Consider the following 24,450-nt stretch of genomic DNA (forward strand, 5'->3'; position numbering starts at 1 on the left):
GCTCTCGGACGCCCTTCGTAAGGGCTCTTGGGGACCCCTGGAACGCCTTCGGGGGCGCCTGCGGAAGCAACTCTCGCGAAACCGGCGGAACCGTCAGAATCAGCAGAACCGGCGGAACCGGCGTTCCGGTAGGGGACTACCGGGACCGGGAACGGCCCTGGGACGCGAGTTCCTTGGCGGCCTCGGTGAGGTCTTTGGCGGTGTCGATGGCCCGCCAGTACGCGCCCTGCGGGATCTGGTAGCCCGCCAGGGTGCGTTCGCGCGCCAGGCGGGGGAACGTGGTCCGCTCGTGGTCGCCGCGGTCGGGCAGCATCGCGGTGAAGGGCGCGGAGAAGACGTAGACGCCCGCGTTGATCAGGTACGGGGAGGGCGGGGCCTCGATGAAGTCCAGGACGTGGCCGAACTCGTCGGTCTCCACGGCCCCCCAGGGGATGCGCGGACGGGCCAGCGCCACGGTGGCGGTGGCGTCGCGCTCGGCGTGGAACTCGGCCATCTCGCGCAGCGGGAAGCGCGTCCAGATGTCGCCGTTGGTGGCGTACCACGGCTCGTCGGGGCGGGGGAGCGAGGCGGCGGCGTACTTCAGGCCGCCACCGCGGCCCAGGGGCTCCTTCTCGACGACGGTCGTCACCCGCAGCGGCAACTCGGCGGCCGTCAGCCACTCCTGGAGCACCTCGGCGAGGTGGCCGCAGGAGATCACGACGTCGGTGACGCCCTCGTCGGCCAGCCAGGCGAGCTGGTGACCGATGATCGGAGTCCCGGTGCCGGGGATCTCGACCATCGGCTTGGGGCGGTCGTCGGTGTACGGACGCAGCCGTGACCCCTGGCCGCCGGCCAGGACCACGGCCTGGGTCGGGTGGATGTGCGCGAACTGGGCGTCGAGAGTCATGCGGAGACGATATGCGCACCCGTCTCCGCGGCCACCCGGTACCCGGCGTTCCCCGAGGCGCCCGGCTGTGCCGGGGGGCACCCGGGGAGCGCGTCGGTCAGCGGGACTCGGCGATCCCCGCGGCGAAGGAGGTGTCGCACACCGGGCGCGAGTACACGTGGGCGCGCTGCGGGGAACCGTACTTCCGCACCGCGGCCCGGCCCAGGGCCCGCGCGATGGAGGTGCAGTGCCTCGCCAGGGACGGCCTGCGGTTCATCTCCTCCTGCAGGCTCGTCAGGGCGACGCCCGGGTCCTTCTCCTGGAGTTCCGCGACGAGCCGGTCGCGCACCGCCTCGTGCGGGGCGCGGTCGCGGGGTGCCTTCTTCTCCGAAGAGGCGGTGAGGACCTGGGTCTCGTAGGGCGAGGGAGCCCAGGAGACGCGGGTGACGGCGAGGGTCCCGGACAGGACCAGGACGACCGGGAGGACGAGAGCGAGAGTCCTGCCGATGTGGCGCGCTACCGGATTCACTGCTGGAGCCTTCCTCGCGAGGACGGTTTCGGGGAGCCCGTTGAGGGGCGGTTGTGATCGTAGCGAGGAGTAGTGATTTGGCGACATTTGGTCACCCCCCTGGGTGACGGAGGGCCCCATATCGCCCGGAGCGTGTTGACGAACGGCCTCTCCGGACGCCTTCCGGACACGCTTCCGGACGCCCCTCCGGTCCTTGCGCGAACGTCCTTGCGCGAACGCCTCGGAGGAACGACGAGGGGTCCGCACCCCCGCGTACCGCGGGTGGTGCGGACCCCTGCCGGCCGTCGTGCGGCCGTTGTCGAGTGCCCCGGACGCCGCCGCGCGGCTCAGTCGCTCAGCCGCTCACCGGTGGAGGTGGAGAACACGTGGGTCTCGCCGACCTGCGGCACCACGTGGATCTGGGAGCCCTTCTCCGGGATCTCGCGGGCGCCGACGCGGACGATGAGGTCCTTCGCCTCGCCGCCGACCTCGGCGGTGCCGTACACGTAACCGTCGGCGCCCAGCTCCTCGACGACGTTCACGGTGACGGCCAGACCCGCGGGCTGGTCCTTGGACATCCCCGAGCCCTCGCCGCTGACGACGTCCAGGTGCTCGGGACGGATGCCGACGGTGACGGTCTTGTCGCCCTTGCTCGCGGCCTCGGCGATCGCCTCGCGCTCGACCGGGACCACGCTGTTGCCGAACTTCACGCCGCCGTCGATGATCGGCACCTCGACCAGGTTCATCGCCGGGGAGCCGATGAAGCCCGCGACGAAGAGGTTGGCCGGCTTGTCGTACATGTGGCGCGGCGCGTCGATCTGCTGGAGCACGCCGTCCTTGAGCACGGCCACCCGGTCGCCCATGGTCATGGCCTCGGTCTGGTCGTGGGTGACGTAGACGGTGGTGATGCCCAGCCGGCGCTGGAGGCTCGCGATCTGCGTACGGGTCTGGACGCGGAGCTTGGCGTCGAGGTTCGACAGCGGCTCGTCCATGAGGAACACCTGCGGCTCGCGGACGATCGCGCGGCCCATCGCCACACGCTGCCGCTGACCACCGGAGAGCGCCTTGGGCTTGCGGTCCAGGTACGGGGTCAGGTCCAGGATCTTGGCGGCGTCCTCGACCTTCGCGCGGATCTGGTCCTTCGGCACGCCCGCGATCTTCAGCGCGAAGCCCATGTTCTGGGCGACGGTCATGTGCGGGTACAGCGCGTAGTTCTGGAACACCATCGCGATGTCCCGGTCCTTGGGCGGAAGGTGGGTGACGTCACGGTCACCGATGCGGATGGCGCCGCCGTTGACGTCCTCCAGCCCCGCGAGCATGCGCAGGGAGGTGGACTTGCCGCAGCCGGAGGGGCCCACGAGGACGAGGAACTCGCCGTCCTCGATCTGGATGTCGAGCTGGTCGACGGCGGGCTTGTCGGAACCCGGGTAGATCCGGGTCGCCTTGTCGTAGGTGACCGTGGCCATGTCGGTTGTCTCCTTCACCGGCAGGAACGTGCCGGACGATCCGAGTAAAGGTGGTGTCCCACAGGCGTGAACCCATGTGAACGTGCGCTGACGGTAACCCGACGGGCCACCCGTTGTCAGTAGTTCGCGGCTGACGAAAAGTCCGGCGGTCCTCCGCCGGGATGTAGGTACACTGCGTACGCGCGACAACGTACGCCGCCTTAGCTCAGCTGGTAGAGCGCCGCTCTTGTAAAGCGAAGGTCGTCGGTTCGAGCCCGACAGGCGGCTCTGGCCCTGAACAGGGAGAACGCCCCGGACCATGATTGGTCCGGGGCTTCTGACCTCCACAGGTGACCTCAACGAGGGCGGCCACCCGCGATCGATGCGCCGTCTGAGCAGCCGGTCCATGTGGCTGATCGCCTCCCGTTGGGTGTCCTGCGCCACGTGCGTGTAGACGTCCATGGTGATGCTGATCCGGCTGTGGCCCAGGATCTCCATCACCACACGGGGAGCCACCCCGGCCGCGGCGAGCAGCGTCGCACAGCCGTGCCGGGCGTCGTGCAGCCGGATGCGCCGCAGGCCCATGGCCACGGCCAGGACGAAGGTGGCGTACAGCGGGTCGCGGCGCGCGACCTCCAGGAAGGTCAGCGTCTCGTCGAGCGTCCACGGCGTCGACTCGCGGCCGGCCACCTTCGGCGGCTCGACGAGACTCGCCACGTTGCGCCTCACCGGCTCCTCACGGCAGGCCGAGGTGAGCGCCGTCCGCAGCACGCGGTGCGCCTCCTTGGCGGTGGCCGCCGTCCGTCTCGGGTGCCTCGGTCAGCAGGATCGTCGCCGCCGAGGTCTCCACACGGATGGTGCGCGCAGAGCTTCTCCCTTGGTGGGCGACTTGCCACCACACGATAAGTTGACTTAGCAGATTCGAAGCCAGAGTTGCCAACTTGATTTGTCAAGCTGCTTGTTGTGGTCGGCTTCACTTCGACAACGGTTCTCTACTCGGCGGGATCCCGGCGCAGAGCCCAGACCACCCCGCCCCCGCAGCCTGCGGCGAGCATCAGCATGAACAGCGGGACCGCCAAGGAAGCCGCCTGCCCCAGAAGGTCGGAATGGACTGCCACATGCGAGCCCCACGGAGTGGTGCGGACAGCTATGACGTCTCCGATCGCACCCTCATACCTGACCTTCACGGCACCAGAAGACGCCCCGGCTCCTCCGTCCCCGATTCGCTCGGCAGCACACTCCGTGTAGGTTCCTCCACGCCCGCCCCCCTTGGTCTCACAGTGGAGCACGCGTACGCGACTCTCTTCGCCCGAGATCCCTGCCGCAGGGAGCCCCAACCCCGCTGTGTAGCCGACTCCGCCAAGCGCCATAAGCCCGACCAGGAGAAAGCCCACAGCATCCTTCTTCTGTCTCCTGGTCAGCCGTCTCATACCGGTCCTCCCACAACTGGTCAGGTAAGCCGGTAGGCGTCTTCGAGTTCCTGCCGGTCCGCAGGCAGCAACACGTCGGACACCTGCAACGCCTGACCGGACGCATCGCAGGCCACGACGAGCACGCTCAGCACGGGAACCCCGTCGGGCAGTCCGAGAAGTTCCGCTTCGTCCACTGCGGGCAGGCGTGCCGACACACGTTCCGTCGCATGGTCGAAACGCACTTTCTTGCGCGTCTCCAGGTGTGCGCGCGTGCTCTCGCCCAGCGGTTTGGAGTCGGCCAGCTCGGTGCCCTCCGCCAGGCCGGCGGGAAAGTAGGAGGAGACCAGCTCGACCGGCTCACCGTCCTCCTCGACCAGGAACCGGCGGACGAGCGCCTTGGTCCGCTTCGGCAGGCCGAGCACGGAGGCGACCCGCGCCGGAGCCACGGCTTCCCCCACGCTTACGAGGCGCCCCGGCGTTCCGGACTCCTCGCGCTCCAGCGCTGCCCGGCCGCGCCGGTCCTTCTCCTCGACGACCTCAAGACGGCCGCGGACGATCGTGCCGTACCCCTGGCGCGACTCGAGCCAGCCGTCCCGCTTGAGGAGTTCCAGCGCCCGTACGACGGTCGGGCGAGACATCCCGAACGTCTGCGCCAGTTGGTTCTCACTGGGGACGCGTTCACCAGGCGGGTACGTGCCGTCCTCGATGCGCGCCTGAATCGTCTGCGCCAGGCGCACGTACTTCGGTGGAGGCACTTCGTACGCCATAGCCCCGCCCGTCCGTCCCGAACCAGCCTAGTCAACTGGTCAACCAGCGTATCCGCTTTCCCCGGATTCAAGTAGAAGCTGCACTCAGGCCGGCCACGCCTTGTGCATGATGAACGAGACCACCGTGCCTCCGTGCGGGCTCGCTTCCACATGCCAGGAGTCGGCCAAGGCGTCGACCAGGAACAACCCCCGGCCGTGCGCCTCCTCGGCGCCGGCCTCCCGCATCCGTGCGTTGGCCGGGAAACCGGGATTGTGGACATCCACCCGCAGCGACCCGCCGACACGCCACCACTCGACCCGCACGCGCCACTCCTCCTCGGCCCGTCCGCAGAGAACGGCGTTGGTGAGCAATTCCGAGAGCATCACCTGGCAGTCGTCCAGCGAGCAGGCCGGGTTGTACCGGGTGGTGAACTTCCGGAACCAGCGGCGCGCCCGCGGCACCGACTCCGGCAGGGGATAGAGGTTCACGGCCCCCAGTTGCTCGCACCTGATGCCGGTTCCGCCGCGTCCGTCGGTGAGGTCAGCCATCCGCGCCACTCCTTGCCCGTGCCGCCGCAGCCCAGGCAGCACCGCTTGGATGTGGCACAGGTGCGGTCGTCGGCGACGGAGAGCGCCAGAGCCGTACGGGAGCCGACCCGCTTCCATCCCCGTCCGCGACACCCTCGGCAGGTCGGGCGTGCTGCTCTGTCCGGCCGCGCACCGCTCACAACGCTCCCCTACACCCAGGTGAGTGGCTGCTGTTGCGGGACATGACGCTGGTGACACAGGCCAATGCCGGTGAAACCGAGGTGCCTCGACGGGCATCGGTCGGGTAGCGTGCGGGCCATGTCGAGTCCTGAGTCGGACAAGGTGGGGGCTTTCGGTCACGCCGTCAGCCCCCTGACCCCCTGAGCTCGTAGCCCTGTCGTCGCACCGCATCTGCGGTGGGACCGCGTGTGCCCCTGGGGCTGGCCGCGGTGACGAGATGACCTTCTCGTGCCTCTCCTCACCCCGGAGCCACTCGATGCCTCTCCCGCTGTATCTGCTGGCCCTGGCGGTCTTCGCCATGGGCACCTCGGAGTTCATGCTCGCCGGCCTGTTGCCGGACATCGCCTCAGAGCTCGACGTCACCGTCGGGACAGCAGGCACGCTCACCTCGGCCTTCGCAGTCGGCATGATCGTCGGCGCCCCCCTGGTGGCCGCGCTTGCCCGCACCTGGCCCCGGCGCGCCGGCCTTCTCGGATTCATCCTCGCTTTCGCGGCAGCCCACGCTGTGGGCGCCCTCACCACCAGCTTCCCGGTCCTGTTCGCCACCCGGGTCGTCGCCGCGCTCGCGAACGCAGGGTTCCTTGCCGTCGCACTGACGACTGCCGCCACGCTGGTCTCACCCGATAAGAAGGGACGTGCGCTGGCCGTGCTGCTGTCAGGCACGACGGTGGCCACGATCGCCGGTGTCCCCGGTGGGTCGGTACTCGGTACGTTGCTCGGCTGGCGGGCCACCTTCTGGGCCGTCGCCGCTCTCTGCCTGCCCACAGCCCTCGGCGTCCTGAAGGGGATCCCCACGGGACGTGTGAAGGCAGAGGCGACCGGCGGGCCGGCCCTGCGAGCGGAGCTCGCCCAGCTCACCCGGCCGCGGTTGATCCTGGTGATGCTGCTCGGCGCGCTGGTGAACGCGGCGACGTTCGCAAGCTTCACCTTCCTCGCCCCCGTGGTGACCGATACCGCCGGGCTGGACGAGTTGTGGATCTCTGTCGCGCTGGTGCTCTTCGGTGCCGGTTCCTTCGTCGGCGTCACCGTCGCCGGCCGGCTGTCCGACCAGCGTCCCGGTCTGGTCATCGCAGTCGGTGGTCCGTTGCTGCTCCTCGGCTGGCCGGCCCTGGCCATGCTGGCCCACCAGCCGGTCGCCCTGTTCGCCCTCGTGTTCGTGCAGGGCGCGCTGTCGTTCGCGCTGGGCAGCACGCTGATCACCCGGGTCCTCTACGAGGCGGCCGGAGCCCCCACCATGGCCGGCTCGTATGCGACCGCGGCCCTCAACATTGGCGCCGCCGCCGGCCCCCTCATCGCCGCGGCCACTCTCGGTACCGCGGTCGGGGCCCTGGGGCCGCTGTGGGCAAGCGGACTGCTCGTCGCTGCCGCGCTGCTCATCGCGTTCCCCCTCCGCACGGTGGTCGCGGCCGGCCGAAGTGCCGAGGCGCTCCAGTGATACACGCGAACGCCCCCTTGAACATCGAGGGAAGCCGACGGCTCGTGGAGCGCTGCCGCGGTCGTCCGATCGCCCATGTGGCCGCCGAGGCCGGCGTCTCCCGCGCCTGCCTGTCCAAGTGGAAGAACCGGTACGACACGCACGGCGAGGCCGGGCTGCGGGACCGCTCCAGCGTCCCGCGCTGCTCACCGACCCGGACCCCACCCGACGTCGTCGAACGGATCGAGCGGCTGCGGCGGGACAACAAGTGGTCCGCCCGCAGGATCGCGCTCGAACTCGAAGGTCAGGGCGTGCGGATCAGCGAACGCACCGTGGGCCGGTGGCCGGCCCGTCTGGGCATCAACCACCGCCGGTTCCTCGACCCGAACGGTGAGGTCAACCGACAACCGCGGAAGATCCAAGCTCGACGGCCGGGCCACATGGTCCACGTCGATGTGAAGAAGGTGGGTCGTATCCCCGATGGTGGCGGCCGGCGCGCACACGGACGCGGTCCTGCTCGCCACCGCCGCCTGTGACGGTGACGGCGACCGGGCGGACGGTGCCGGACCGGGTGGGGGGCGGGCCGACCGCCGCCCCGTCCGCCACGCGGGCGCCCCTCGCCATGGAACCCGGGGACGCCGCCGCGCTGGAGAGGGCGGTCCGCGCGTACGTCGACGCCTATTTCGAGCCGGACGTCGACGCCGGGTACGCCGCGTACTCCGCCCGCTGCAAGGAGGAGGTCACCGAGGCGGCGTTCGCGGAGAGCCTGAAGCGGGCGCGGGACGCGAACGTGGACGGTGTCCGGTACGAGATGGAGCGGTACGCCGTCGAGGAGTTCACGGGAGTGACGGCGTACGTGACCTACGGGGTGGGCGACGAACCCCGGTTCGACCATCGGCGGCAGCAGTGGTCCCGCGAGGACGGCGAGTGGCGGTACGACGCCTGCTGAACCGGCCGGCCCGGTCGCCGCGCCGTCCCGACGGCGGCAGGGGTCGGAGCGGTGGGTGTCAGAGGAGTTTCCCGGCCGTCTTGAGGTCGTCGAGGACCAGCCGGGTGGCCGGGGAGACGCGGTCGCGGTCGGCGTGGGACAGCCAGAGGATCTCCTCGACCTCGGCGGAGGCGGTCGGCGTGCCCCGGTGGTCACCGGTGTAGCAGGTCATGCGGACGACCGTGCCCTCCGCGCGGCCGTGGGCCTGGGCTTCGTACACGCCCAGGAGTTCGACGGTCTCCGGGACGAGGTCCACGGCCAGCTCCTCCCGGACCTCGCGCACCAGGGTTTGCACGTCGCTCTCGCCCTCCTCCCGTTTGCCGCCGGGGAGGTAGCAGGTGTCCTTCCCTCGGGAGCGGGCGCACAGCACCTTCCCGTCCTCGATCCGCACCCACGCCACCTTGTCGATCGCGACCGCCATCGCCCTGCCCTCACTCGTACGGAATCCGGACGGAAGGACCCTACCGGCGGGGGAACACGCCCCTCCGGTCCGGGGTTCGCGCACGGCCCGCGCCCACCGGGAAGGGGCTGTACGTCCGCTGCGTCCGCCGTGTCCGCTCAGCCCAGCTCGCGCTCGCGCAGCAGACCGTGGAGTCGCAGGTCGCGGCGCGCGGCCGAGGCGGTGGCGTCCACCAGGACGGCCGCGCCCACCCAGGTGGAACCGGAGTCCTCGACCAGGCGGCGCGCCGCTTGGGCGGTGGCGGAGGTGGCCGCCCAGTCGTCCACGAAGAGCACCCGGAGCCCGGAACGCAGCAGACGGCGTCGTACGCCCCACTCGACGGTACGGCCCGAATAATCCGGCGGTGTGTTGCGCAACAGGACCCGGTCGCCCGTCTCCTCTTCCCCGAAGTCCCTGCGCATCTCGACGAAGCCCGCTCCCAGGGCGATCGCGGTCGGGGGGCCGAGGAGGAAGCCCGTGGACTCGGGCGCGAGCACCGTCGTGATCCGCTCCCGGGGGTGCAGGCCGGCGAGCGCGGGGCCCAGGGCGGCGAGGAGGGACGGGTCGGCCCACCACGAGGAGAGGTCCGCGCGGTTCTCCGGCCCCCGCCAGGCGAACGCCTCTCGCAGTCGCCGACGGAGGCCGTCCCGATCGTCCCGCGCGTCCATGGACGGATGATTCCGCACACCGCCGCCGGCCGTCGAAGGAATTCACGCCCCGGGCCCTCGCGTGGGGAAACCACTCGAACTCGGCGCCACCGTCACGGTGTTCGTCGCTCGGGACCCGCTCGGGTGCGGTCCGTCGCGGGTCGGTGGCCGTGACGAGCAGCGCCCCGCACACCAGGCCGACGACGGGCCGACGACGGTCTTCTCCATGCGCGACGGCGGTGAAGCCCACGCGCCGCCTCGGGCCGGAGCGGGAGCGGTCGGCGTGGTGCGAAAAGCCCATCAGAATAGTCCGAGGATCGGTGAATCGGCTGAAACATCCCCTTTCGGGGGTTAGAGAGGGTTGTTACGGTGACAACCGAACTGCTCGACGCCGTGTGAGCGCGGGCCGACCTCGGGTCGGTGTGCGGGGGACGCATTCGCCCGGAAGGTCGGCTCCCCGCACCCGGTCGCCTACCTCCAGGAGCCAGCAGTGACACGCCGTTCCACCCTGACCGCGATCGCCCTCGCGTCCGCCCTGTCGGTGGCGGCCTGTGGAGGAGAGGGGGCGGGAGGCACCGACCGTCCGGCCGCCTCGACCGGGACGTCCGCCTCGACCGGGACGTCCGCCTCGACCGGGACGTCCGCCTCGCCCTCCCCCGGCACGACGGACGGAACGCCCTCGGCGACGACGCCCCGGGAGCCCGCCCCGCCGCCCGCGAGCGCGAGCGGAACGGCGGACGCCGCGCCACGGGACACCACCCGGAAGTCGGGCGAGGGCAGGGGAGCGGACGAGACCGAGCTCGCGGTGCTGACCAGGGTGCGGGTGGGCGTCCACGGCACCTACGACCGGGTCGTCTTCGACTTCGAAGGGGGCGTCCCGCCCTACGTCGTCGAGTACGTGGACGCCCTCCACCAGGACGGTTCCGGCGAGGAGATCCCCATCGCGGGCGAGCACCGGATGATGCTCGTCTTCGCCAGGGCCCAACCGGAGAGCCCGGAGAAGAAGTTCGACGCCGTGGACGCGGGCACGCCCACCGTGCGGGGGTTGGAACTCGTCAGCTACTTCGAGGGCGACACCCGCTTCGGCATCGGCGTCGACACCCGCCGCGGCGACGGCCGACCGGGATTCCGGGTCACCGAGGTCCGCGACAAGATCGTCGTCGACATCGCGCACGAGGCGGCGGGCTGACCTGCGCGACCGGCCCCGACCGCACGGGGTTCAGTCCGCCGCCGGGGCGAAGCGGGCGAGGAGGTCGCCGGCGGCGAGAAGGCGGACGTCCGCGCCGATACCGGCATCCAGGAGGCCGGGGAAGAGGCGGTACAGCTCGCCGCTTCCCCACTCGGCCGGGAGGTCGCCGTGGACGAGCGCGGCGAACCGGCCGTCCGCGGCGAGCACGTCGGCGAGCGCGTCGGTGACCTCCTCCGCCTTCCCCGTGCGCAGGTCGTCGTGGGCGTACCCCTCCAGGACGCGGGCGGTGAAGGCGCCGACGCCCTCCTCCGCGCCGCGCCGGTAGCGGGCCAGACAGAGACCGTCGGACGAGCGCACCCACACCTCCGGTGAACCGGCGGCGGCCAGCCGGACGGCGAGGTCCCACACGGTGGCGCGGGCGCCGGGCGCGAAGTGGACGGTCAGGTCGGAGGCGAGTCGGCCCAGCCGGTCGCGGTGGCGGTACACGTTGTGGAAGCCGCCGGAGACCGACAGGTTGGTGTCCGTCCACAGGGCGGTGCGTCCCTCCAGGTCCAGGACCATGGGCAGGCACACCATGGTGTCGCCGGCCAGGTCGAAGCGCTGTCGGACCAGCCTCGGGTCGAACCGCCGTCCCCGGCCGGCCGCCTTCTCCTCGGGGAGCGGCATGACACCGGCGAACGCGTCGACCAACTCGTCGAACGGCACGGCGTTGTAGCTGAACACCACCATCGCGGCGTACCGCGCCCCGGCCGCCGCCAGCGCCGCCACGTCCAGGTCGACGAACTCCGTCGCGCCGTTCGGCGGCGGGGCGGAGGTGAAGTCGCCCGAGTGGACGGCGGCGCGGTCGGCGAAGGCCAGGTGGGTGTAGTCGCACAGGCCGACGAAACGCCACTGCGCGTCGTACAGCGCCACCGACAGGTCCAGGTCGACCCGCTGGCCCCTGTTCTGCGTCCAGTGGAGGAACAGCCGCAGCCTCCCGCCGTCGGGCAGCGGGCGGCGGCTGCCGCGCGGCACGGCGATCAGGGCCTTGGCCGCCGCCCGCTCGGCGAACGGCACCACCAGGTCGGCCAGCCCCGCGTCGAGGACGGCCACGCCGTGCGGTTCGCCCGCCGACTCGCGCGCCCGGCGCAGCAGTTCGTCCTCCAGCGCCGCGCACACCGTCTCGGCCGCGGCACGCGACACGGGCGGGGCGTGGTCGTCGACGCCGTGGGCCAGGGCGACCGTGCCGCGCGGGAAGAACACCCGCCGCTCGCCCGCCTCGTGGGGGACGCGCAGCCGCCCCCAGGCGCCCAGCAGCGGCCCCGGGCCGACCCGGCGCAGGGCGGCCGGAAGCCCGTCGAGCAGGCCCGGCGGAAGGTCGTCGCCCTTCGTCCACACACTGTGGACGCGCAGCAGGTGGTGGAGACGGCGGACCAGTTCGCCGGGGCGGCGCAGCAGCAGCGCGGTGGCACCGGCCGTGTCCCCGCGGGCCAGCAGCTCCTCGACCTCGGAGGCGAACGTCCGCACCGCCAGGCGGACGGCCTTGCCGGGACGGCCCGCGACCAGCCGCACCCGGTCGCCCATGCCGTCCGTGGCGTCCACCAGCCAGTCGGCCTTGCCCGAGCCCAGGTCGGTGCCGCGCACGGCGGCGAACGCCACCGCGGCGCGCGGGAAGCGGTTCCGGTGCTCGAACGGGTGGAGCACCTCGCCCACGCGCTTCCACGCCGACGGCCGGCGCAGCATGTCCTCGGCCACCGTCTCCGGCGGCAGGGCGTCGAGCACGCCGAGGAGCGCGCGGCGCAGCGGACGCGGCACCGACCGCAGGCGCGGCGGGGCCGGCAGCAGGTCCGGCTCGGCGCCGGAGTACGCCCACAGCAGGCGCAGCACGTCGGTGGCCGTGTCCAGGCGGGTGCGCAGCGACTCCCGCGCGGCCGGGGCGGTTTCGGGGTCGTTCAGCAGCGCGGCCAGGACCGTGGCCTTGGTCTCGCGCACCGGGATCTCCTCCGGCAGCCAGTCCAGGCCGGGGCCGGCGTGGGGCAGGACGGTGGCCAGGTCCGCGCGGTCCTGCGGCGACAGCGGGGTGCGGCGGGCCGACAGGTCGGCCAGCACCGAGAGCGCGCCGGCCCGCGGCCCGGAGCCCTCTCCCAGACGCAGGGGACGCAGCGGCGGAGGCGCCTCGTCCCGCCGCTCCGACGTCCGCTCGACCTTCGCCGCCTTGGGGCGGCGCGGCTCGGACAGGTCCAGGTACGGGACCGCCGGGTCGGTCACGTGGGCGCCGCACACCGGGCAGGGGAGGTCGTACGGCGTCTCCTGCTCGAGCGCCGCCCGTGCCAGGCACTCGGAGCACACCAGGTGGGCGCACGGCGCGAGCGCGCCGATGTCGCCGGTGCGCCCGCACGACACGCACGGCTGGTGCGGTTGGTTCAGCAGGAAGGCCAGGATGTGCTCGCTGTAGAGGCTGTGCGCGTGGCTCGGCACGGAGTCGGGGAAGCCGCGGAACAGCGGGACGTGTTCGCGGTCGGCGCCCAGCAGCGCGTCGATCCGGCCGAGCAGGCGGATGCCGTGCTCCGCGAGGTCGGCCGGCGGCAGGGCGGCGAGCGCGGCGCGCAGCGAGGCCGTCAGGACGTATCCGCGTGCGGCGAGATCGGCCTCCAGCGCCGTCAATCCCCGGGCATTGACGTGGGAAGTGCGGGGAACGGCACGCGCGCCGTCCGCCGGCGCGGCGACGTACACCGTGAAGAAGCGCCGCAGCAGCACCCCTTCGAGGTCGTCCGCGGCCGTGGTCGTCGTGACGTCGGTACGGTCGCCGACACGTGTGACGGCCATGTGCACCCCCGTGGAGAAGCGGAAGGAACTCCGCTCGTGGAAAAGCGGCGCGGGGGCGGGGAGTGGGCGCGCTCGGATTCTTTTTAATGAAAAGAGAGGAGAAGGAAGCACGCCGCGGAGCCGCCCCCGCGTGCCGCTCACTCTAGGCGGTGGGTCCGACGAGCGGCGAACCGTTTTACCGGCTCGGTCCGGTGACGACACGTCAGGAGCCCGGGGCCCTGGTGCCGGGTGCGGGCGCGCCGGATTTCGGCTTGTCGCGCATCTGGCCGGCCGTCCGGACGGCCGATACGTTACCCCCGGTAACTCGCCCGCCCGTCTGACCAGGGAGCGCGCCATGACGACCACGACGTCACCCCACCGCCCCTCCCCGCGCCGTCGCCTCTCCCGGCGGCTCGTCGGCTGCGCCGCCGCCCTCGTGCTCGCCGCCGCCGCGACGCCCGCCTCCGCGGCGGCGGGCGCGGACGCGGGGAAGAACGGGCTGAGAGAAGTGCTGTTCGTCGGCAACAACTGGGACGGGACCGCGGACGTCATCGAGTCCACCGGCGACTACGCCAAGGTGGGCCGCATCAACGTCGTCCCCGACAAGAAGGAGCGGCTGCGGGAGATCCACCTCAACCCGATCAAGCTCGCCTTCTACCTCGGCATCCGCGAGACCGTCGGCGAGGGGCACGACCAGTACGTCGACGACATGTACTCCACCCCGGACGGCTCGGCCGTGGTCGTCTCCCGCCCCAGCTTCGCCGACGTCGTCTCCATCGACGTCGCCACGGGGAGGATCAACTGGCGCTTCCCCGTCTCCGGTTTCCGCTCCGACCACATGGCCGTCTCCCCGGACGGGAGGAAGGTCGCCGTCTCGGCCTCGACGTCCAACACCGTCCACGTCCTGGACATCGTCACGGGGAAGGAACTGGGTTCGTTCGCCACGGGCGACAAACCGCACGAGAACGTCTTCACCGACGGCGGCCGGTACATCTGGAACATGTCCATCGGCGAGGTCAACAACGCCCTCGACGCTCCCTGGCTGGACTGGACGAAGGGCGACCGGCGCATCACGATCGCCGACGCGACCACCTTCGAGCGGGTGAAGGTCGTCGACATGCGGGAACGGCTGGACGCCTTCGGCCGCAAGGACCTGTCGGACTCGGTGAGGCCCGTCGCCTTCACGCCCGACGAGTCCACGCTCTACTTCCAGGTGTCCTTCTTCAACGGATTCCTGGAGTACGACGTGGCCGCCGACGAGATCACGCGGCTGAAGGAGCTGCCGAAGAACCCGGAGACGAGCGAGGACCGCACCACCTGGGTCAACGACTCGCGCCATCACGGGATGTCGATGAACCCGCGGGGCACCAAGCTGTGCGTCGCCGGGACGATGGACGACTACGCCACCGTCGTGGACCGCAGGACCCTCCAGGAGGGCCCGCTGGTGACGGTCTCCAAGCCGTACTGGGCCACCGTGAGCGGCGACGGCCGGCACTGCGTGGTCTCCGAGAGCGGCTCCGACCAGGTCACCGCCATCGACTTCGCCACCGGGCGGAAGGTGGTGTCGGTGCCCGTCGGCGACCACCCGCAGCGGGTGCGGCTGGGGCACGTCCCGGCCGGCTGGACCGGTCCCTCGGCGGGCTGATCGGTCCCGCTCCGCGCCGGTTCCCGGGGTGTGCCCTCTCCGGGAACCGGCGAATCCGCCCGCCGGATTGGCGTGTGCACGACTCTTGTCGCCCTTCGGTGGACGCCCCTACGCTCGCGGGAGCGCTCCCATGAACCCCCTTGGCGTCAGCTCGCACGGCTCTGCCGCGGCGCACTGATGAATCGTTTCATAAGCAGGCTCTCCCCACCCCCGGAGCGCACGACCCCCACCAAGGAGCCGACATGTCCGCCCACCGCACGACGAGAGCACGCGGCACACGGAGGAAGCCCGGCCCACGAGCACGAGGGCTCTGCGCGACCGCCCTGGCCGCCCTCCTGGCCGCCGTCGGCCTGGTCGCCCTGCCGGCGCAGGAGGCCGACGCCGCCGTGATCGACACCTCCGCCCACTACCAACTGGTCTCCCGGCACAGCGGCAAGGCCCTCGAAATCGACGGCGGGTCCACCGCCAACGGCGCCGCCGTCGTCCAACGGACCCCGCGGGACGTCCCCCACCAACAGTTCCGTTTCGTCGACGCCGGAGGCGGCCACTACACGCTCCTGGCCCGGCACAGCGGCAAGGCGCTGGACGTCGAGGCCCGCTCCACCGCCGACGGCGCCAACGTGGTGCAGTACACCGACAACGGAGGCGCCAACCAGCAGTTCCGCGTGGCCGACTCCGACGGCGGCCACATCCGACTGATCAACCGGCACAGCGGCAAGGCGCTGGACGTGTGGGAGTGGTCCACCGCCGACGGCGCCCGGATCTCCCAGTACACCGACACCGGCGGCACCAACCAGCAGTGGCGCCTGGTGAGGGTGGACGGCGGCGGAGGCACCGAGGAACCGCCGCCTGGGAACACCGTGCAGATGGAGGACCTCGACAGGGGCCTGGTCTCGGTCCGTTCGGGCTCGGGGAACCTGGTCTCCTGGCGGCTGCTGGGCACCGAGAGCCGCGACGTCGCCTTCAACCTCTACCGCGGCTCGACCAAGGTGAACTCCACGCCGATCACCGGATCCACCAATCACCTCGACGCCGGCGCCCCCGCCGACGCCTCCTACACCGTCCGCGCCGTGGTGAACGGCACCGAACAGCCCGCCTCCGAGCCCTCGTTGCGCTTCACCGGCGGCACTCACCTGGACGTCCCGATCTCCCCGCCCGGCTCCGGCTACACCGCCGTCGAGGCGAGCCCCGGCGACCTGGACGGCGACGGACGCCTCGAACTCGTCCTCAAGTGGGACCCGGACAACGCCAAGGACAACTCCCAGTCCGGCACCACCGGCAACGTCCACATCGACGCCTACGAACTCGGCGGGCAGCGACTGTGGCGCATCGACCTGGGCCGCAACATCCGCGCCGGGGCGCACTACACCCAGTTCCAGGTCTACGACTACGACGGCGACGGACGGGCCGAGGTGGCCATGAAGACCGCCGACGCCACCCGCGACGGCCGCGGCACCGTCATCGGCAACGCGGGCGCCGACCACCGCAACGCCTCCGGCTACATCCTCACCGGCCCCGAGTACCTCACCGTGTTCGACGGGCGCACCGGCGCCGCGCTGGACACCGTGAACTACGAGCCGGGACGCGGCAACGTCTCCTCCTGGGGCGACTCCTACGGCAACCGCGTCGACCGCTTCCTCGCAGGCACCGCCTACCTCGACGGCTCCCGCCCCTCGCTGATCACGGCCCGCGGCTACTACACCCGCGCCACTGTCACCGCCTGGGACTTCCGCGACGGACGGATCACCCGACGCTGGATGTTCGACTCCAACACCTCCGGCAACGGGGCCGCCGCCGGGCAGGGCAACCACCAGCTCTCCGTCGCCGACGTGGACGCCGACGGACGCCAGGAGATCGTCTACGGCTCGGCCACGGTCGACGACAACGGCACCCTGATGTACGCCACCGGATTCGGCCACGGCGACGCCCTCCACGTCGGCGACTTCGTGCCCACCCGGCCGGGCCTGGAGGTCTTCACCATCCACGAGTCGAGCAACCAGCCCGGCTCCGACCTCCACGACGCCCGCACCGGTCAGGTCATCCACCGCACGCCCACCAGCGGAAGCGCGGAAGGACCGGGACGCGGCGTGGCCGGTGACGTGTACGCGGGCAACCCCGGCGCCGAGTTCTGGGGGTCGGGCCCCAACATGAACCAGCTCCGCGACGCCTCGGGCGCGGGCGTCGGACGGAACCCGTCCTCGGCCAACTTCCTCGCCTGGTGGGACGGCGACCCGGTCCGCGAACTGGTCGACGGCACCCGGATCGACAAGTACGGCACCGGTGGCGAGACGCGGCTGCTGACCGGCAGCGGCGTGGCGTCCAGCAACGGCACCAAGGCCACGCCCGTCCTCTCCGGCGACCTGTTCGGCGACTGGCGGGAGGAGGTCGTCTGGCGGCACAGCGACAACTCGGCGCTGCGTATCTACGCCACCACGGTCCCGACGGACCTGAAGCTGCACACGCTGCTGCACGACGCCCAGTACCGGGTGGCGCTGGCCTGGCAGAACACCGCCTACAACCAGCCGCCGCACCCGAGCTTCTTCCTGGGGCAGGGCATGAGCCTCCCGCCCCGGCCCGACGTCCACCTGCGCTGACCCACCACCGACCCGTCCGTGTTCCGGGGGCCGCCCGCGCCGCCGCGGGCGGCCCCCGGCCGTGCGCGGAGACGGGCGGACGGGGACGGCGGCCGAAATGGCCTCGCCAGACGGCCTCCCCTGTGTGAGGCTGACCGGTGCAGCCCCTTTGCCTCCAGGAGGTCCACATGCAGGAGAACCAGGCCGAGCCCGAGGCCGAGTCCGAGGTCGAGAACGACGTCAAGCAGAAGTTCAAGGAGGCGCTGGAGCGCAAGAAGCAGGCCGGCCAGGCCCGCCGGGTACACGAGGAGAGCCGCTCGAAGGTCGGCGGAATGCGCCGTGAGGCCGGTCGCAAGCGGAGCTTCCGCCGCAAGGCCGGCTGACGACGACCGCGCGCCGCACCCGGCCGTGTGCGGCGCGCGGGGAAGCCCGCTCAGGGCACCAGCACCACCTTGCCCAGCGTGCCGCGCTTCTCCAGGGCGCGGTGCGCGCGGGCCGCGTCCGCCAGCGGGAAGTGGTGGACCAGGGGGACGAGGACGCCCGCGGCGGCCAGTTCCATGGCCTCCTCCTCCAGCACCCGCAGGTTCTCCACGCCGCCGATCCTGTCGAACATCGGCTTGCCCACCACCGACCGCGAGGTGATGCCCAGCCGCTCCTGTTCCTCGGCGGACGGCGCGGTCCACGCCTCGGCGGAGAGCGGGGAGGAGGCGTGGCCGTAGGACAGGTGGACGCCGCCGGGCGCGAGGAGCGACAGGGCGGTGCGCCCCAGCCGGCCACCGACCCCCTCGAAGAGGTGGGTGACGGGCCGGTCGCCGAACTTCTCGCGGATTCGGTCGGTCCAGCCGCCCCCGGTGTAGTCGACCGCGAGGTCGGCCCCCACCTCCCGCACCGCCGCGACCTTGTCCGGTCCGCCCGCGGCGCCGACGACGCGGGCGCCCCGGTGTCGGGCGTACTGGACGAGGAGGCTGCCGATGCCCCCGGCCGCCGCGAGGACCAGGACGGTGTCGGCGGGGGAGAGGTCCGCGAAGCGGAGGATGCCCATCGTGGTGCGGCCGGTGCCGATCATGGCGACGGCGTGGTCCTCGCTCACCCTGGGGGGCAGCGCGTGCAGCCGTTCGACGTCGGTGACGGCCAGTTCGGCGTACCCGCCGGGAGCCTGGCCGAGGTGGGCGACGACGCGTCGGCCGAGCCACTGCGGGTGGACGCCCTCGCCGAGCGCGTCGACCGTCCCGGCGACCTCCCGCCCGGGGACGGTGGGCAGCTCGGGCAGGGGAATCGGGCCGAGCCGTCTCCCCTCGCGCAGGGCGACGTCGATCAGGTGCACCCCGGCCGCCACGACGGCGATCCGCACCTGTCCCGGACCGGGCTCGGGATCGGGGACCCGCTCGTAGCGGAGGTTGTCGGCGTGGCCGAAGGCGTGCAGACGGATGGCGCGCATGGGGCTCTCCCGCTCTCCCGTGGGTGACGGCCTGGCTGGCGCACCCACTCTGCGACCTCAAGTCGGATTGAGGTCAAGACCGTTGGGCCGGGAGAGCGCGCAGGCAGCGCTCGGCGTGGGCGCGGAGGGCGCCGGCGAGTTCGGGCGGCCCGTCGAGGAGGGGGAAGTCCGGGTCCACCGAGGTGATCATCCACTGCAGGGCCCAGACGGAGTCCGCCCCGACGTGCGGCAGACAGCGGCGCTCGTCCACGGCCTCGATCGCGCCCGTACCCGGTTCATCGGTCCTCCGGACGCTGCGCTGACGCACGTCCCCGCGCCTGGCGCTTCCGGCTCACACGCGGGGGAAGCGGGCCTGGAGGTCCCAGATCACGGGGTTGTCGCCCAGCTCGTCGTGGATGTCGGTGAGGTCGGCGATCAGGTCGTGGAGGAAGTCGCGGGCCTCGCGGCGCAGCATGCTGTGGTTGAACGTCAGCGGCGGCTCGTCGGCGGGCAGCCAGTCGGCGGTGATGTCCACCCAGCCGAAACGGCGCGTGAAGCGCAGGCTGTCGGCGGACTCCACGAAGTCCAGCTCGGCGTGTTGGGGACGGGAGGCGCGGTTGCCGAGCGGGTCGCGGTCGAGCTGCTCGGCGATGTCGCACAGCGCCCAGGCGAAGTCCAGCACCGGCACCGTCCCCCGGGCCGTGGACAGCTCCCGGTCGGTCTCGGTGTCCGCGAGGTAGACGTCGCCGCAGAACAGGTCGTGCCGCAGCGTCCGCACGTCCGCCGTGCGGTAGTCCGTCTGGGGCGGGTCGGGGAAGCGGGAGGAGAGGGCGTAGCCGATGTCGAGCACGGAAGCGATGGTGGCACGCCGAGGACCCGCGCGCGCCGCCGGGCAGGCTACCGCTGGTCGTCGCCGGAGTCGCGTGCGGACTCGGCCACGAACGTGCCCTTGCCGTGGACGGTGACGATCAATCCGCGCTCGCGAAGCACGGCCGTGGCTCGGCGGACTGTCATATAGGCGACGCCGTACTCCTCGGCGAGGGCACGTTCAGCGGGCAGACGCATGCCCGGACGCAGCTCACCGACCGCGATGCGTGCCGCGATGTGGTCGGCCAACGCGACGTACACGAGTTGCGGTCCCTGCGGGTTGAAGTCGGGGACCTGACTCTGATCGCTCACATGAGCAACGTAAAGCAGCAATAACCTTCATAAACGACCGAGAAGCTATGTATAGCTCTGTATGGCTTATAGGGTGTCGGGGAGACAGAACCCCCGCGACCGCTGGCACCGGTCCGGGGGCATGGCCGACCTGAAGGAGCAGATCGACATGCACGACCTTATCCACCGCTGCCTCGCCTGGCTCGGGGCGCTGCTCGTGCCGCCCGGAAACGGCCGGCACCGGGCCCGCCCGCCGCGTCCTGTCCCCGTTCGTACCGTCCGCCCATCGCTGCTGGTCACAGCCCTGGCCATGCCGCTGCCCACCACACGGCGGTGGCGGAGGAGCGACGGACCGGCCGACGGCGAGCGCAGCCCCCTGGTCCGCCCCTGTCTGATCGCTTACGAGCAGTACGAGCGGCGTCGCGCGCTCGCCCTGGCGCTCGACGGCATCGACGTCGGGCCGTCCGTGATCCACGGCGTGCGGGTGGGGGCCGCGCGGTGAGCGGGCGGGCGATGCTCTGCTGCCGGTGCGAGCGCGTCACGGACCGACCGATCCTGGTGCGGGTCGTCGAGAGCGGCTCGGGGCCTGGCGGGATGCTCTACGCCTGCCCGGACGACGCCCGCTGGTACGCCACGCTGCCGGACGCCCCACGGTGGCTCAGGGACGAGCTGCGCGCCCTGGCGGACGAGGAGTACCGCTCGGTGGCCTGCCGCCTGGGACGGCACCGGACGTGCCGGGACGGTGAGGCGACCGAACCGCCCTGCGAGGGCGTGACCGTCCTGCGCTGCGCCTGTCCCTGCCACCACCGGGACGGCGGCACCTGACCCGCACGCCGTGCACGGGGGCCCGGTGACGAGCGCTTCGGCCCGTCCCATCGGGGCTACTCCCGTCGGGGAGCGCCGGCGGCGGTGGGGGTGTCCGGCCCCTCGTCGCCCGGCGTGTCCGACTCGGCCAGTATCAGCGCGGCCATCACCGCGTTCGCGATCTCCGTGGCGCGGCGGTCCGGGAGACCTCGCTGCCGGGCGGTCTCCAACACCAACCGCCGTACCTCGACGACCTGTTCGCGGGCCAGCGGTGGCACCGTGGCGGGCGGCTGCCGTCTCCGGAACAGTCGGCCCAGCAGAGCGGTCGACTTCCTCGTCCCGCTGTCCAGGGCGGCGTCCACGAAACGTCTGGCCGCCTGGTCCAGCGCCAACCAGACCACCGGCGTGATCAGCACCGCGATCTCGCCCACGCCGAACCCCAGTGGTTCCCGTGGCCGCTCCTCACCGGTCAGGCGTCGGAGGGCCGTGGCGTCATCGAGAGTGAACAACCCGTCCACGACGGGAAGTTCACTCGGCGCCAGCCCTGCGACCACCTCACGGACCAGATCGCGCACTCGTCTCTCACCGGACGAGAACTCCACTGAACCCATGTCGATCCCCCGAGGGTTCCACGCCTTCCGCGTCGAAGGTCGGTTGATGACAACTGTGTCACAGAACCGGGGCCGCCCGACAGGGGAGTCTTCGGCTCGGAGGAGTGTTCGCGTGAGCAGCCACCGACGTGGTGCTCGGTTTCCTGAGCGCTTCGGCTCCGCGGACGGAAGGCTGGATGGCGGACACCTTGGCCCGCTCGTTCAGGGGCGCGGGCGGGGTGTCCGCCGCCGGTGGGGTCAGGTCGTGCAGCCAGTTTCTTTCTTGACCTTCGGGGTGAAGGTCTTGATGAACTCGGTGATGTCCGCGCGGCGCTGGGTTACGTCGTCGTTGACTCCGGCGTCGACGATGACGTCCACGATCACATAGGGAGCATCCGGTGCGTCGCAGCGTGCGGTGACCATGGCGTTCTTGTCGCCCACCGCGCCGGCGCCGTCAAAGGGGTCCTTACCTCTATCGCCTCCCCTGGGGGCAGAAGAGGAGAGACCTCCTTCTCCGTCACGGGGATGCCACAGAGATCATTCGGAATCGCGTACTCCCGCTGCTCGCTGGAACACCCTGCTGTGAGTACGGCAAGGCATGCGAGGGTCACCTGTGCCTTGCGGGTGCTCTTACCGTTCATCACTGGTCTCCCGCGAGTCCTTCGGCTTGCTTGTTGCCGTCGTTGGCGGAGGCGGCGATCTCCGAGTACACACCTTGGTTCTTCGAGTAGTCCTCGTGGCCGGGGTCTTCCGCCCAGTCCCTGTTGACCCGGTACCACTCGTCCGCCAACGACCTGAGCTGGCCGTTACGACTGTCGTACGTCATCTGGTGTTCCGCGGTCGCCTCGCTGTTGATGCGGTTGGTCTCCTCCTGGAGCCAGGCCGTGGCGATCACGTCGACACCGCGCTGTAGCGGGTCGCCGATCTTGCCGCCGCCGAACGGGGTGACCGCTCTGCCGGCCAGATGGTAGGCCCGGTTCTTCCCGGAGGCGTCGGTGAGGTCGCCGCCCTTGTCGTTGGTGGCCTGGTGCCTGGCTTCCTCCAGGAAACCGACCGTACAGCCGACCTCTTTCTTGACCTTCGGGGTGAAGGTCTTGATGAACTCGGCGATGTCCGCGCGGCGCTGGGTTACGTCGTCGTTGACCTTCTCGTGAACGATGACGTCCACGATCACATAGGGAGCATCCGGTGCGTCGCAGCGTGCGGTGACCATGGCGTTCTTGTCGCCCACCGCGCCGGCGCCGTCAAAGGGGAGTGGATCCCCCTGATGCGTCAGTTCGTTCCCTGGTGGCATGAAGGGAGCCATCGTGCTCTCTTCCACAGCGATTCCGCAAAACTCGCTCGGGATTGCGTAATTTCGCTCCTTCTCGGAGCATGCCGTGCATGCCAGGGCGAGGATTCCGGAGACGGATCCGATAATGGCCCGAGAAACCGCTTTATTCACTACTGATCCCCCGCAACGCCTTCGGCCTTCTTGTTTCCGTCGTTGGCAGCGGCGCCAATTTTTGAGTAAACCCCGAAGTCCTTCGAGTATCCCTCGTGAGAGGGGTCCTCTGCCCAGTCCTTGTTGACCCGGTACCACTCGTCCGCCAGCGCGTTGAGCTGCTCATTGCGGTTCTCGTACGTCTTCAAGTGGTCCTTGGTGGCCTCGCTGTTGATGCGGTTGGTCTCCTCCTGAAGCCAGGCCGTGGCGATCACGTCGACACCGCGTTGCAGCGGGTCGCCGATCTTGCCGCCGCCGAGCGGGGTGACCGCTCCGCCGGCCAGATGGTAGGCCCAGTTCTTCTTCCAGGAGGCGTCGGTGAGGTCGCCGTCCCTCTTGTCGTTGGTGGCCTGGTACCTGGCCTCCTCCAGGAAGCCGACCGTGCGGCCGGCCCGGTCCAGGCTGTCCTCGGGATGCTCTTTCTCCGTGTGAATGTCGTGGAGGATCGCGTAGTTCATCTGCTCGTTGAGGATGGCGTAGGACTCTTGGTTCCGCGATATCTGCTTGCTGACCTCCATCAACTGGCCGCTGTCCAGAGAACCGGAGTTGATCGGGTCGCTCATCGCCCGGTGCACGGTATCCCCGTGGTTGCCCATGAGCCGGGCCATGTCGTTGCGGAATTCGGGCGGGAAGTCGTTGCCCGTCGCGGCAAGGTGTTCGAGCGACCGCTTGAACACCTTGCGTTGTTCTTCGGTGTGCTCGACGTACCGGGCGTTCGGATCCTGAGGGTCGCTGATGCCCGATCCCGCGGCGAAGAGCGCTCTTCCCGTCGCCTTACGCGAATGGTAGGGGTCGTCGCTGTTCAGCGGCGTGTCATCGAAGGGGCGCCTGTCCTTGAGTACCCACTCCGCGTTGTCCTGTGGCTTGGTCGTCGCGAAGAATTCGGTGGCGGCGTCCGGGCTGTTGGTGAGGGCGTGCATGAAGCCCGTCATCGGGTCGCGCCCGAACTCATCGCCTATGAAGTTCAACTTCGGCTTTGTCGGACCCTGCCAGTAGAGACCAGGTATCTTCGCCTTCTTCTCGGTCTCGACCAGGGCGTTCCCGTAGTTGTTCAGGAACCGGTCGTCGTAGTCCCCGACCCGCATGAGGTTGCTCATGACCTGGAAACCATAGACCTCGGCACCACGTGTTCTGAACTGCTGGTTGCCGAGCCGGACCATTTCGTTCTCCCAGTTTCGCATCGCCGGGCTGTCGGACTGGGTGGCTCCCGCGAGTGTGAAGCTGAGGTTCTTCTGGAAATCGCCCAACTGATTGAGGCGCGAGCGCTGGAGACTGCCACCATCCGAACCGTCGGAGAGATCGGCCCAGAATTCCATGGTGCCGCGCGGCCCCAGGGTCGTTGCGAACTTCTCCTGGAACAGAGGATCGTTCTTGTAGCGGGCCAGTGTGGAGTTGAGCCGGTCGAACTCCTGGGGGGACATGTCGTCCCCCTTCTTCTTGATCAGGTTGGCCAGTTCCTCCGCCTGCCGCTGTGCCTCGGCGGCGGCGTCGCGGTCGGCGTAGGAGGCGCCGGAGAAACCGTAGGGACTCTGGTCGGCCAACGCCTTCAGGGCCCGGGCGGCGGTGGAGTCGCTC

At 70.8% G+C, this 24,450-nt stretch carries 24 protein-coding genes, 1 tRNA gene and 2 pseudogenes; 10 read left to right on the top strand and 17 right to left on the bottom strand.

The window, feature by feature from the left end:
• Nucleotides 1-136 precede the first annotated feature (136 nt).
• The 3 genes from IF47_RS0110025 to IF47_RS0110035 all read right to left on the bottom strand — a co-directional run bounded on the left by IF47_RS0110025 (nt 137) and on the right by IF47_RS0110035 (nt 2,839).
• Nucleotides 137-886 carry a nucleotidyltransferase family protein gene (locus IF47_RS0110025; RefSeq protein WP_031508189.1) on the bottom strand — a complete coding sequence of 250 codons (750 nt, stop codon included), beginning with the start codon at nt 884-886 and terminating at the stop codon, nt 137-139.
• 97 nt (nt 887-983) lie between these two features.
• Entirely contained in the window at nt 984-1,394 is a 411-nt protein-coding gene (locus tag IF47_RS0110030; RefSeq protein ID WP_031508191.1) for a hypothetical protein, read from the bottom strand.
• A 326-nt stretch (nt 1,395-1,720) separates the two neighbouring features.
• Nucleotides 1,721-2,839, bottom strand: coding sequence for an ABC transporter ATP-binding protein (locus IF47_RS0110035; RefSeq protein WP_031508192.1), 1,119 nt, complete (start codon nt 2,837-2,839; stop codon nt 1,721-1,723).
• Between the two features lie 194 nt (nt 2,840-3,033).
• On the opposite strand from IF47_RS0110035, the gene IF47_RS0110040 reads away from it, so the two are divergent.
• Nucleotides 3,034-3,106: transfer RNA gene (locus tag IF47_RS0110040), tRNA-Thr, on the top strand.
• A 159-nt stretch (nt 3,107-3,265) separates the two neighbouring features.
• Here IF47_RS0110040 and IF47_RS32120 read toward each other — a convergent pair.
• The 3 genes and pseudogenes from IF47_RS32120 to IF47_RS0110060 form a co-directional block, all read right to left on the bottom strand.
• Nucleotides 3,266-3,403: pseudogene (locus IF47_RS32120) on the bottom strand (tyrosine-type recombinase/integrase); the annotation flags it as partial.
• An 865-nt stretch (nt 3,404-4,268) separates the two neighbouring features.
• Nucleotides 4,269-4,997 carry a GntR family transcriptional regulator gene (locus IF47_RS0110055; RefSeq protein ID WP_031508194.1) on the bottom strand — a complete coding sequence of 243 codons (729 nt, stop codon included), beginning with the start codon at nt 4,995-4,997 and terminating at the stop codon, nt 4,269-4,271.
• Between the two features lie 84 nt (nt 4,998-5,081).
• The gene (locus tag IF47_RS0110060; RefSeq protein ID WP_051717363.1) at nt 5,082-5,525 is read right to left on the bottom strand and encodes an ATP-binding protein; all 444 of its coding nucleotides are present in this window, start codon (nt 5,523-5,525) and stop codon (nt 5,082-5,084) included.
• 475 nt (nt 5,526-6,000) lie between these two features.
• Here IF47_RS0110060 and IF47_RS0110065 point away from each other — a divergent pair, with 475 nt between their 5' ends.
• The 3 genes and pseudogenes from IF47_RS0110065 to IF47_RS0110075 all read left to right on the top strand — a co-directional run bounded on the left by IF47_RS0110065 (nt 6,001) and on the right by IF47_RS0110075 (nt 8,107).
• Entirely contained in the window at nt 6,001-7,179 is a 1,179-nt protein-coding gene (locus IF47_RS0110065) for a Cmx/CmrA family chloramphenicol efflux MFS transporter (RefSeq protein WP_031508198.1), read from the top strand.
• A pseudogene (locus IF47_RS0110070) lies at nt 7,176-7,679 on the top strand (helix-turn-helix domain-containing protein); the annotation flags it as partial. The gene IF47_RS0110065 and the pseudogene IF47_RS0110070, both read left to right, overlap by 4 nt.
• Nucleotides 7,680-7,780: 101 nt before the next feature.
• Entirely contained in the window at nt 7,781-8,107 is a 327-nt protein-coding gene (locus IF47_RS0110075; protein WP_157839942.1) for a hypothetical protein, read from the top strand.
• Nucleotides 8,108-8,165: 58 nt separating this feature from the next.
• Here IF47_RS0110075 and IF47_RS0110080 read toward each other — a convergent pair whose 3' ends face one another.
• Nucleotides 8,166-8,567: an NUDIX hydrolase gene (locus IF47_RS0110080; RefSeq protein WP_031508202.1), complete on the bottom strand. Its 402-nt coding sequence runs from the start codon at nt 8,565-8,567 to the stop codon at nt 8,166-8,168.
• A gap of 137 nt (nt 8,568-8,704) precedes the next feature.
• A complete protein-coding gene (locus tag IF47_RS0110085; protein ID WP_031508203.1) occupies nt 8,705-9,253 on the bottom strand; it encodes a phosphoribosyltransferase family protein in 549 nt (182 codons plus the stop codon).
• Nucleotides 9,254-9,722: 469 nt separating this feature from the next.
• Here IF47_RS0110085 and IF47_RS30635 point away from each other — a divergent pair, with 469 nt between their 5' ends.
• Nucleotides 9,723-10,421: an AMIN-like domain-containing (lipo)protein gene (locus IF47_RS30635; protein WP_051717367.1), complete on the top strand. Its 699-nt coding sequence runs from the start codon at nt 9,723-9,725 to the stop codon at nt 10,419-10,421.
• 30 nt (nt 10,422-10,451) lie between these two features.
• Here the strand turns inward: IF47_RS30635 and IF47_RS0110095 are convergent, their stop codons facing one another.
• Nucleotides 10,452-13,226: an MXAN_6230/SCO0854 family RING domain-containing protein gene (locus IF47_RS0110095; protein WP_078591699.1), complete on the bottom strand. Its 2,775-nt coding sequence runs from the start codon at nt 13,224-13,226 to the stop codon at nt 10,452-10,454.
• Between the two features lie 334 nt (nt 13,227-13,560).
• On the opposite strand from IF47_RS0110095, the gene IF47_RS0110100 reads away from it, so the two are divergent.
• The 3 genes from IF47_RS0110100 (at nt 13,561) to IF47_RS0110110 (ending at nt 17,806) form a co-directional block, all read left to right on the top strand.
• Nucleotides 13,561-14,850 carry a YncE family protein gene (locus IF47_RS0110100; protein ID WP_031508207.1) on the top strand — a complete coding sequence of 430 codons (1,290 nt, stop codon included), beginning with the start codon at nt 13,561-13,563 and terminating at the stop codon, nt 14,848-14,850.
• Nucleotides 14,851-15,092: 242 nt separating this feature from the next.
• A complete protein-coding gene (locus IF47_RS0110105; protein WP_078591700.1) occupies nt 15,093-17,444 on the top strand; it encodes a rhamnogalacturonan lyase family protein in 2,352 nt (783 codons plus the stop codon).
• Between the two features lie 167 nt (nt 17,445-17,611).
• Nucleotides 17,612-17,806: a DUF5302 domain-containing protein gene (locus IF47_RS0110110; RefSeq protein WP_031508210.1), complete on the top strand. Its 195-nt coding sequence runs from the start codon at nt 17,612-17,614 to the stop codon at nt 17,804-17,806.
• A gap of 50 nt (nt 17,807-17,856) precedes the next feature.
• Here the strand turns inward: IF47_RS0110110 and IF47_RS0110115 are convergent, their stop codons facing one another.
• The 4 genes from IF47_RS0110115 to IF47_RS0110130 all read right to left on the bottom strand — a co-directional run bounded on the left by IF47_RS0110115 (nt 17,857) and on the right by IF47_RS0110130 (nt 20,019).
• On the bottom strand, nt 17,857-18,861 hold the full coding sequence (locus IF47_RS0110115; protein ID WP_031508212.1) for a zinc-binding dehydrogenase: 1,005 nt from the start codon (nt 18,859-18,861) through the stop codon (nt 17,857-17,859).
• 73 nt (nt 18,862-18,934) lie between these two features.
• Nucleotides 18,935-19,168, bottom strand: a complete 234-nt coding sequence (locus IF47_RS0110120) for a hypothetical protein (protein ID WP_031508213.1) — start codon at nt 19,166-19,168, stop codon at nt 18,935-18,937.
• Nucleotides 19,169-19,192: 24 nt separating this feature from the next.
• A complete protein-coding gene (locus tag IF47_RS0110125; protein WP_031508214.1) occupies nt 19,193-19,690 on the bottom strand; it encodes a hypothetical protein in 498 nt (165 codons plus the stop codon).
• 47 nt (nt 19,691-19,737) lie between these two features.
• A complete protein-coding gene (locus tag IF47_RS0110130; RefSeq protein WP_031508215.1) occupies nt 19,738-20,019 on the bottom strand; it encodes a GntR family transcriptional regulator in 282 nt (93 codons plus the stop codon).
• Between the two features lie 121 nt (nt 20,020-20,140).
• On the opposite strand from IF47_RS0110130, the gene IF47_RS0110135 reads away from it, so the two are divergent.
• Together IF47_RS0110135 and IF47_RS30145 are read left to right on the top strand one after the other, a co-directional pair.
• Nucleotides 20,141-20,500, top strand: coding sequence for a hypothetical protein (locus tag IF47_RS0110135; protein WP_051717370.1), 360 nt, complete (start codon nt 20,141-20,143; stop codon nt 20,498-20,500).
• A complete protein-coding gene (locus IF47_RS30145; protein WP_157839943.1) occupies nt 20,497-20,823 on the top strand; it encodes a hypothetical protein in 327 nt (108 codons plus the stop codon). Before IF47_RS0110135 ends, IF47_RS30145 begins: the two co-directional genes overlap by 4 nt.
• A gap of 56 nt (nt 20,824-20,879) precedes the next feature.
• Here the strand turns inward: IF47_RS30145 and IF47_RS31190 are convergent, their stop codons facing one another.
• The 4 genes from IF47_RS31190 to IF47_RS0110160 form a co-directional block, all read right to left on the bottom strand.
• Nucleotides 20,880-21,413, bottom strand: coding sequence for a hypothetical protein (locus tag IF47_RS31190; RefSeq protein ID WP_211257182.1), 534 nt, complete (start codon nt 21,411-21,413; stop codon nt 20,880-20,882).
• 237 nt (nt 21,414-21,650) lie between these two features.
• Nucleotides 21,651-21,833 (bottom strand): hypothetical protein, encoded by a 183-nt coding sequence (locus IF47_RS31450; protein WP_031508220.1) that lies wholly within the window; start codon nt 21,831-21,833, stop codon nt 21,651-21,653.
• 199 nt (nt 21,834-22,032) lie between these two features.
• Nucleotides 22,033-22,686: a hypothetical protein gene (locus IF47_RS0110155; RefSeq protein WP_157839944.1), complete on the bottom strand. Its 654-nt coding sequence runs from the start codon at nt 22,684-22,686 to the stop codon at nt 22,033-22,035.
• 149 nt (nt 22,687-22,835) lie between these two features.
• A partial coding sequence (locus IF47_RS0110160; protein WP_031508224.1) for a DUF6571 family protein occupies nt 22,836-24,450 on the bottom strand: 1,615 nt, incomplete at its 5' end.

This window comes from Streptomyces megasporus, assembly GCF_000718985.1.
Classification (GTDB): domain Bacteria; phylum Actinomycetota; class Actinomycetes; order Streptomycetales; family Streptomycetaceae; genus Streptomyces; species Streptomyces megasporus.

Coding starts and splice junctions, on each gene's coding strand:
- IF47_RS0110025 (WP_031508189.1), bottom strand. CDS start 886: ATGACTCTCGACGCCCAGTTCGCGCACATCCACCCGACCCAGGCCGTG.
- IF47_RS0110035 (WP_031508192.1), bottom strand. CDS start 2,839: ATGGCCACGGTCACCTACGACAAGGCGACCCGGATCTACCCGGGTTCC.
- IF47_RS0110055 (WP_031508194.1), bottom strand. CDS start 4,997: ATGGCGTACGAAGTGCCTCCACCGAAGTACGTGCGCCTGGCGCAGACG.
- IF47_RS0110060 (WP_051717363.1), bottom strand. CDS start 5,525: ATGGCTGACCTCACCGACGGACGCGGCGGAACCGGCATCAGGTGCGAG.
- IF47_RS0110065 (WP_031508198.1), top strand. CDS start 6,001: ATGCCTCTCCCGCTGTATCTGCTGGCCCTGGCGGTCTTCGCCATGGGC.
- IF47_RS0110075 (WP_157839942.1), top strand. CDS start 7,781: ATGGAACCCGGGGACGCCGCCGCGCTGGAGAGGGCGGTCCGCGCGTAC.
- IF47_RS0110080 (WP_031508202.1), bottom strand. CDS start 8,567: ATGGCGGTCGCGATCGACAAGGTGGCGTGGGTGCGGATCGAGGACGGG.
- IF47_RS0110085 (WP_031508203.1), bottom strand. CDS start 9,253: ATGGACGCGCGGGACGATCGGGACGGCCTCCGTCGGCGACTGCGAGAG.
- IF47_RS0110095 (WP_078591699.1), bottom strand. CDS start 13,226: ATGGCCGTCACACGTGTCGGCGACCGTACCGACGTCACGACGACCACG.
- IF47_RS0110100 (WP_031508207.1), top strand. CDS start 13,561: ATGACGACCACGACGTCACCCCACCGCCCCTCCCCGCGCCGTCGCCTC.
- IF47_RS0110105 (WP_078591700.1), top strand. CDS start 15,093: ATGTCCGCCCACCGCACGACGAGAGCACGCGGCACACGGAGGAAGCCC.
- IF47_RS0110110 (WP_031508210.1), top strand. CDS start 17,612: ATGCAGGAGAACCAGGCCGAGCCCGAGGCCGAGTCCGAGGTCGAGAAC.
- IF47_RS0110115 (WP_031508212.1), bottom strand. CDS start 18,861: ATGCGCGCCATCCGTCTGCACGCCTTCGGCCACGCCGACAACCTCCGC.
- IF47_RS0110135 (WP_051717370.1), top strand. CDS start 20,141: ATGGCCGACCTGAAGGAGCAGATCGACATGCACGACCTTATCCACCGC.
- IF47_RS31190 (WP_211257182.1), bottom strand. CDS start 21,413: ATGGGTTCAGTGGAGTTCTCGTCCGGTGAGAGACGAGTGCGCGATCTG.
- IF47_RS0110155 (WP_157839944.1), bottom strand. CDS start 22,686: ATGCCACCAGGGAACGAACTGACGCATCAGGGGGATCCACTCCCCTTT.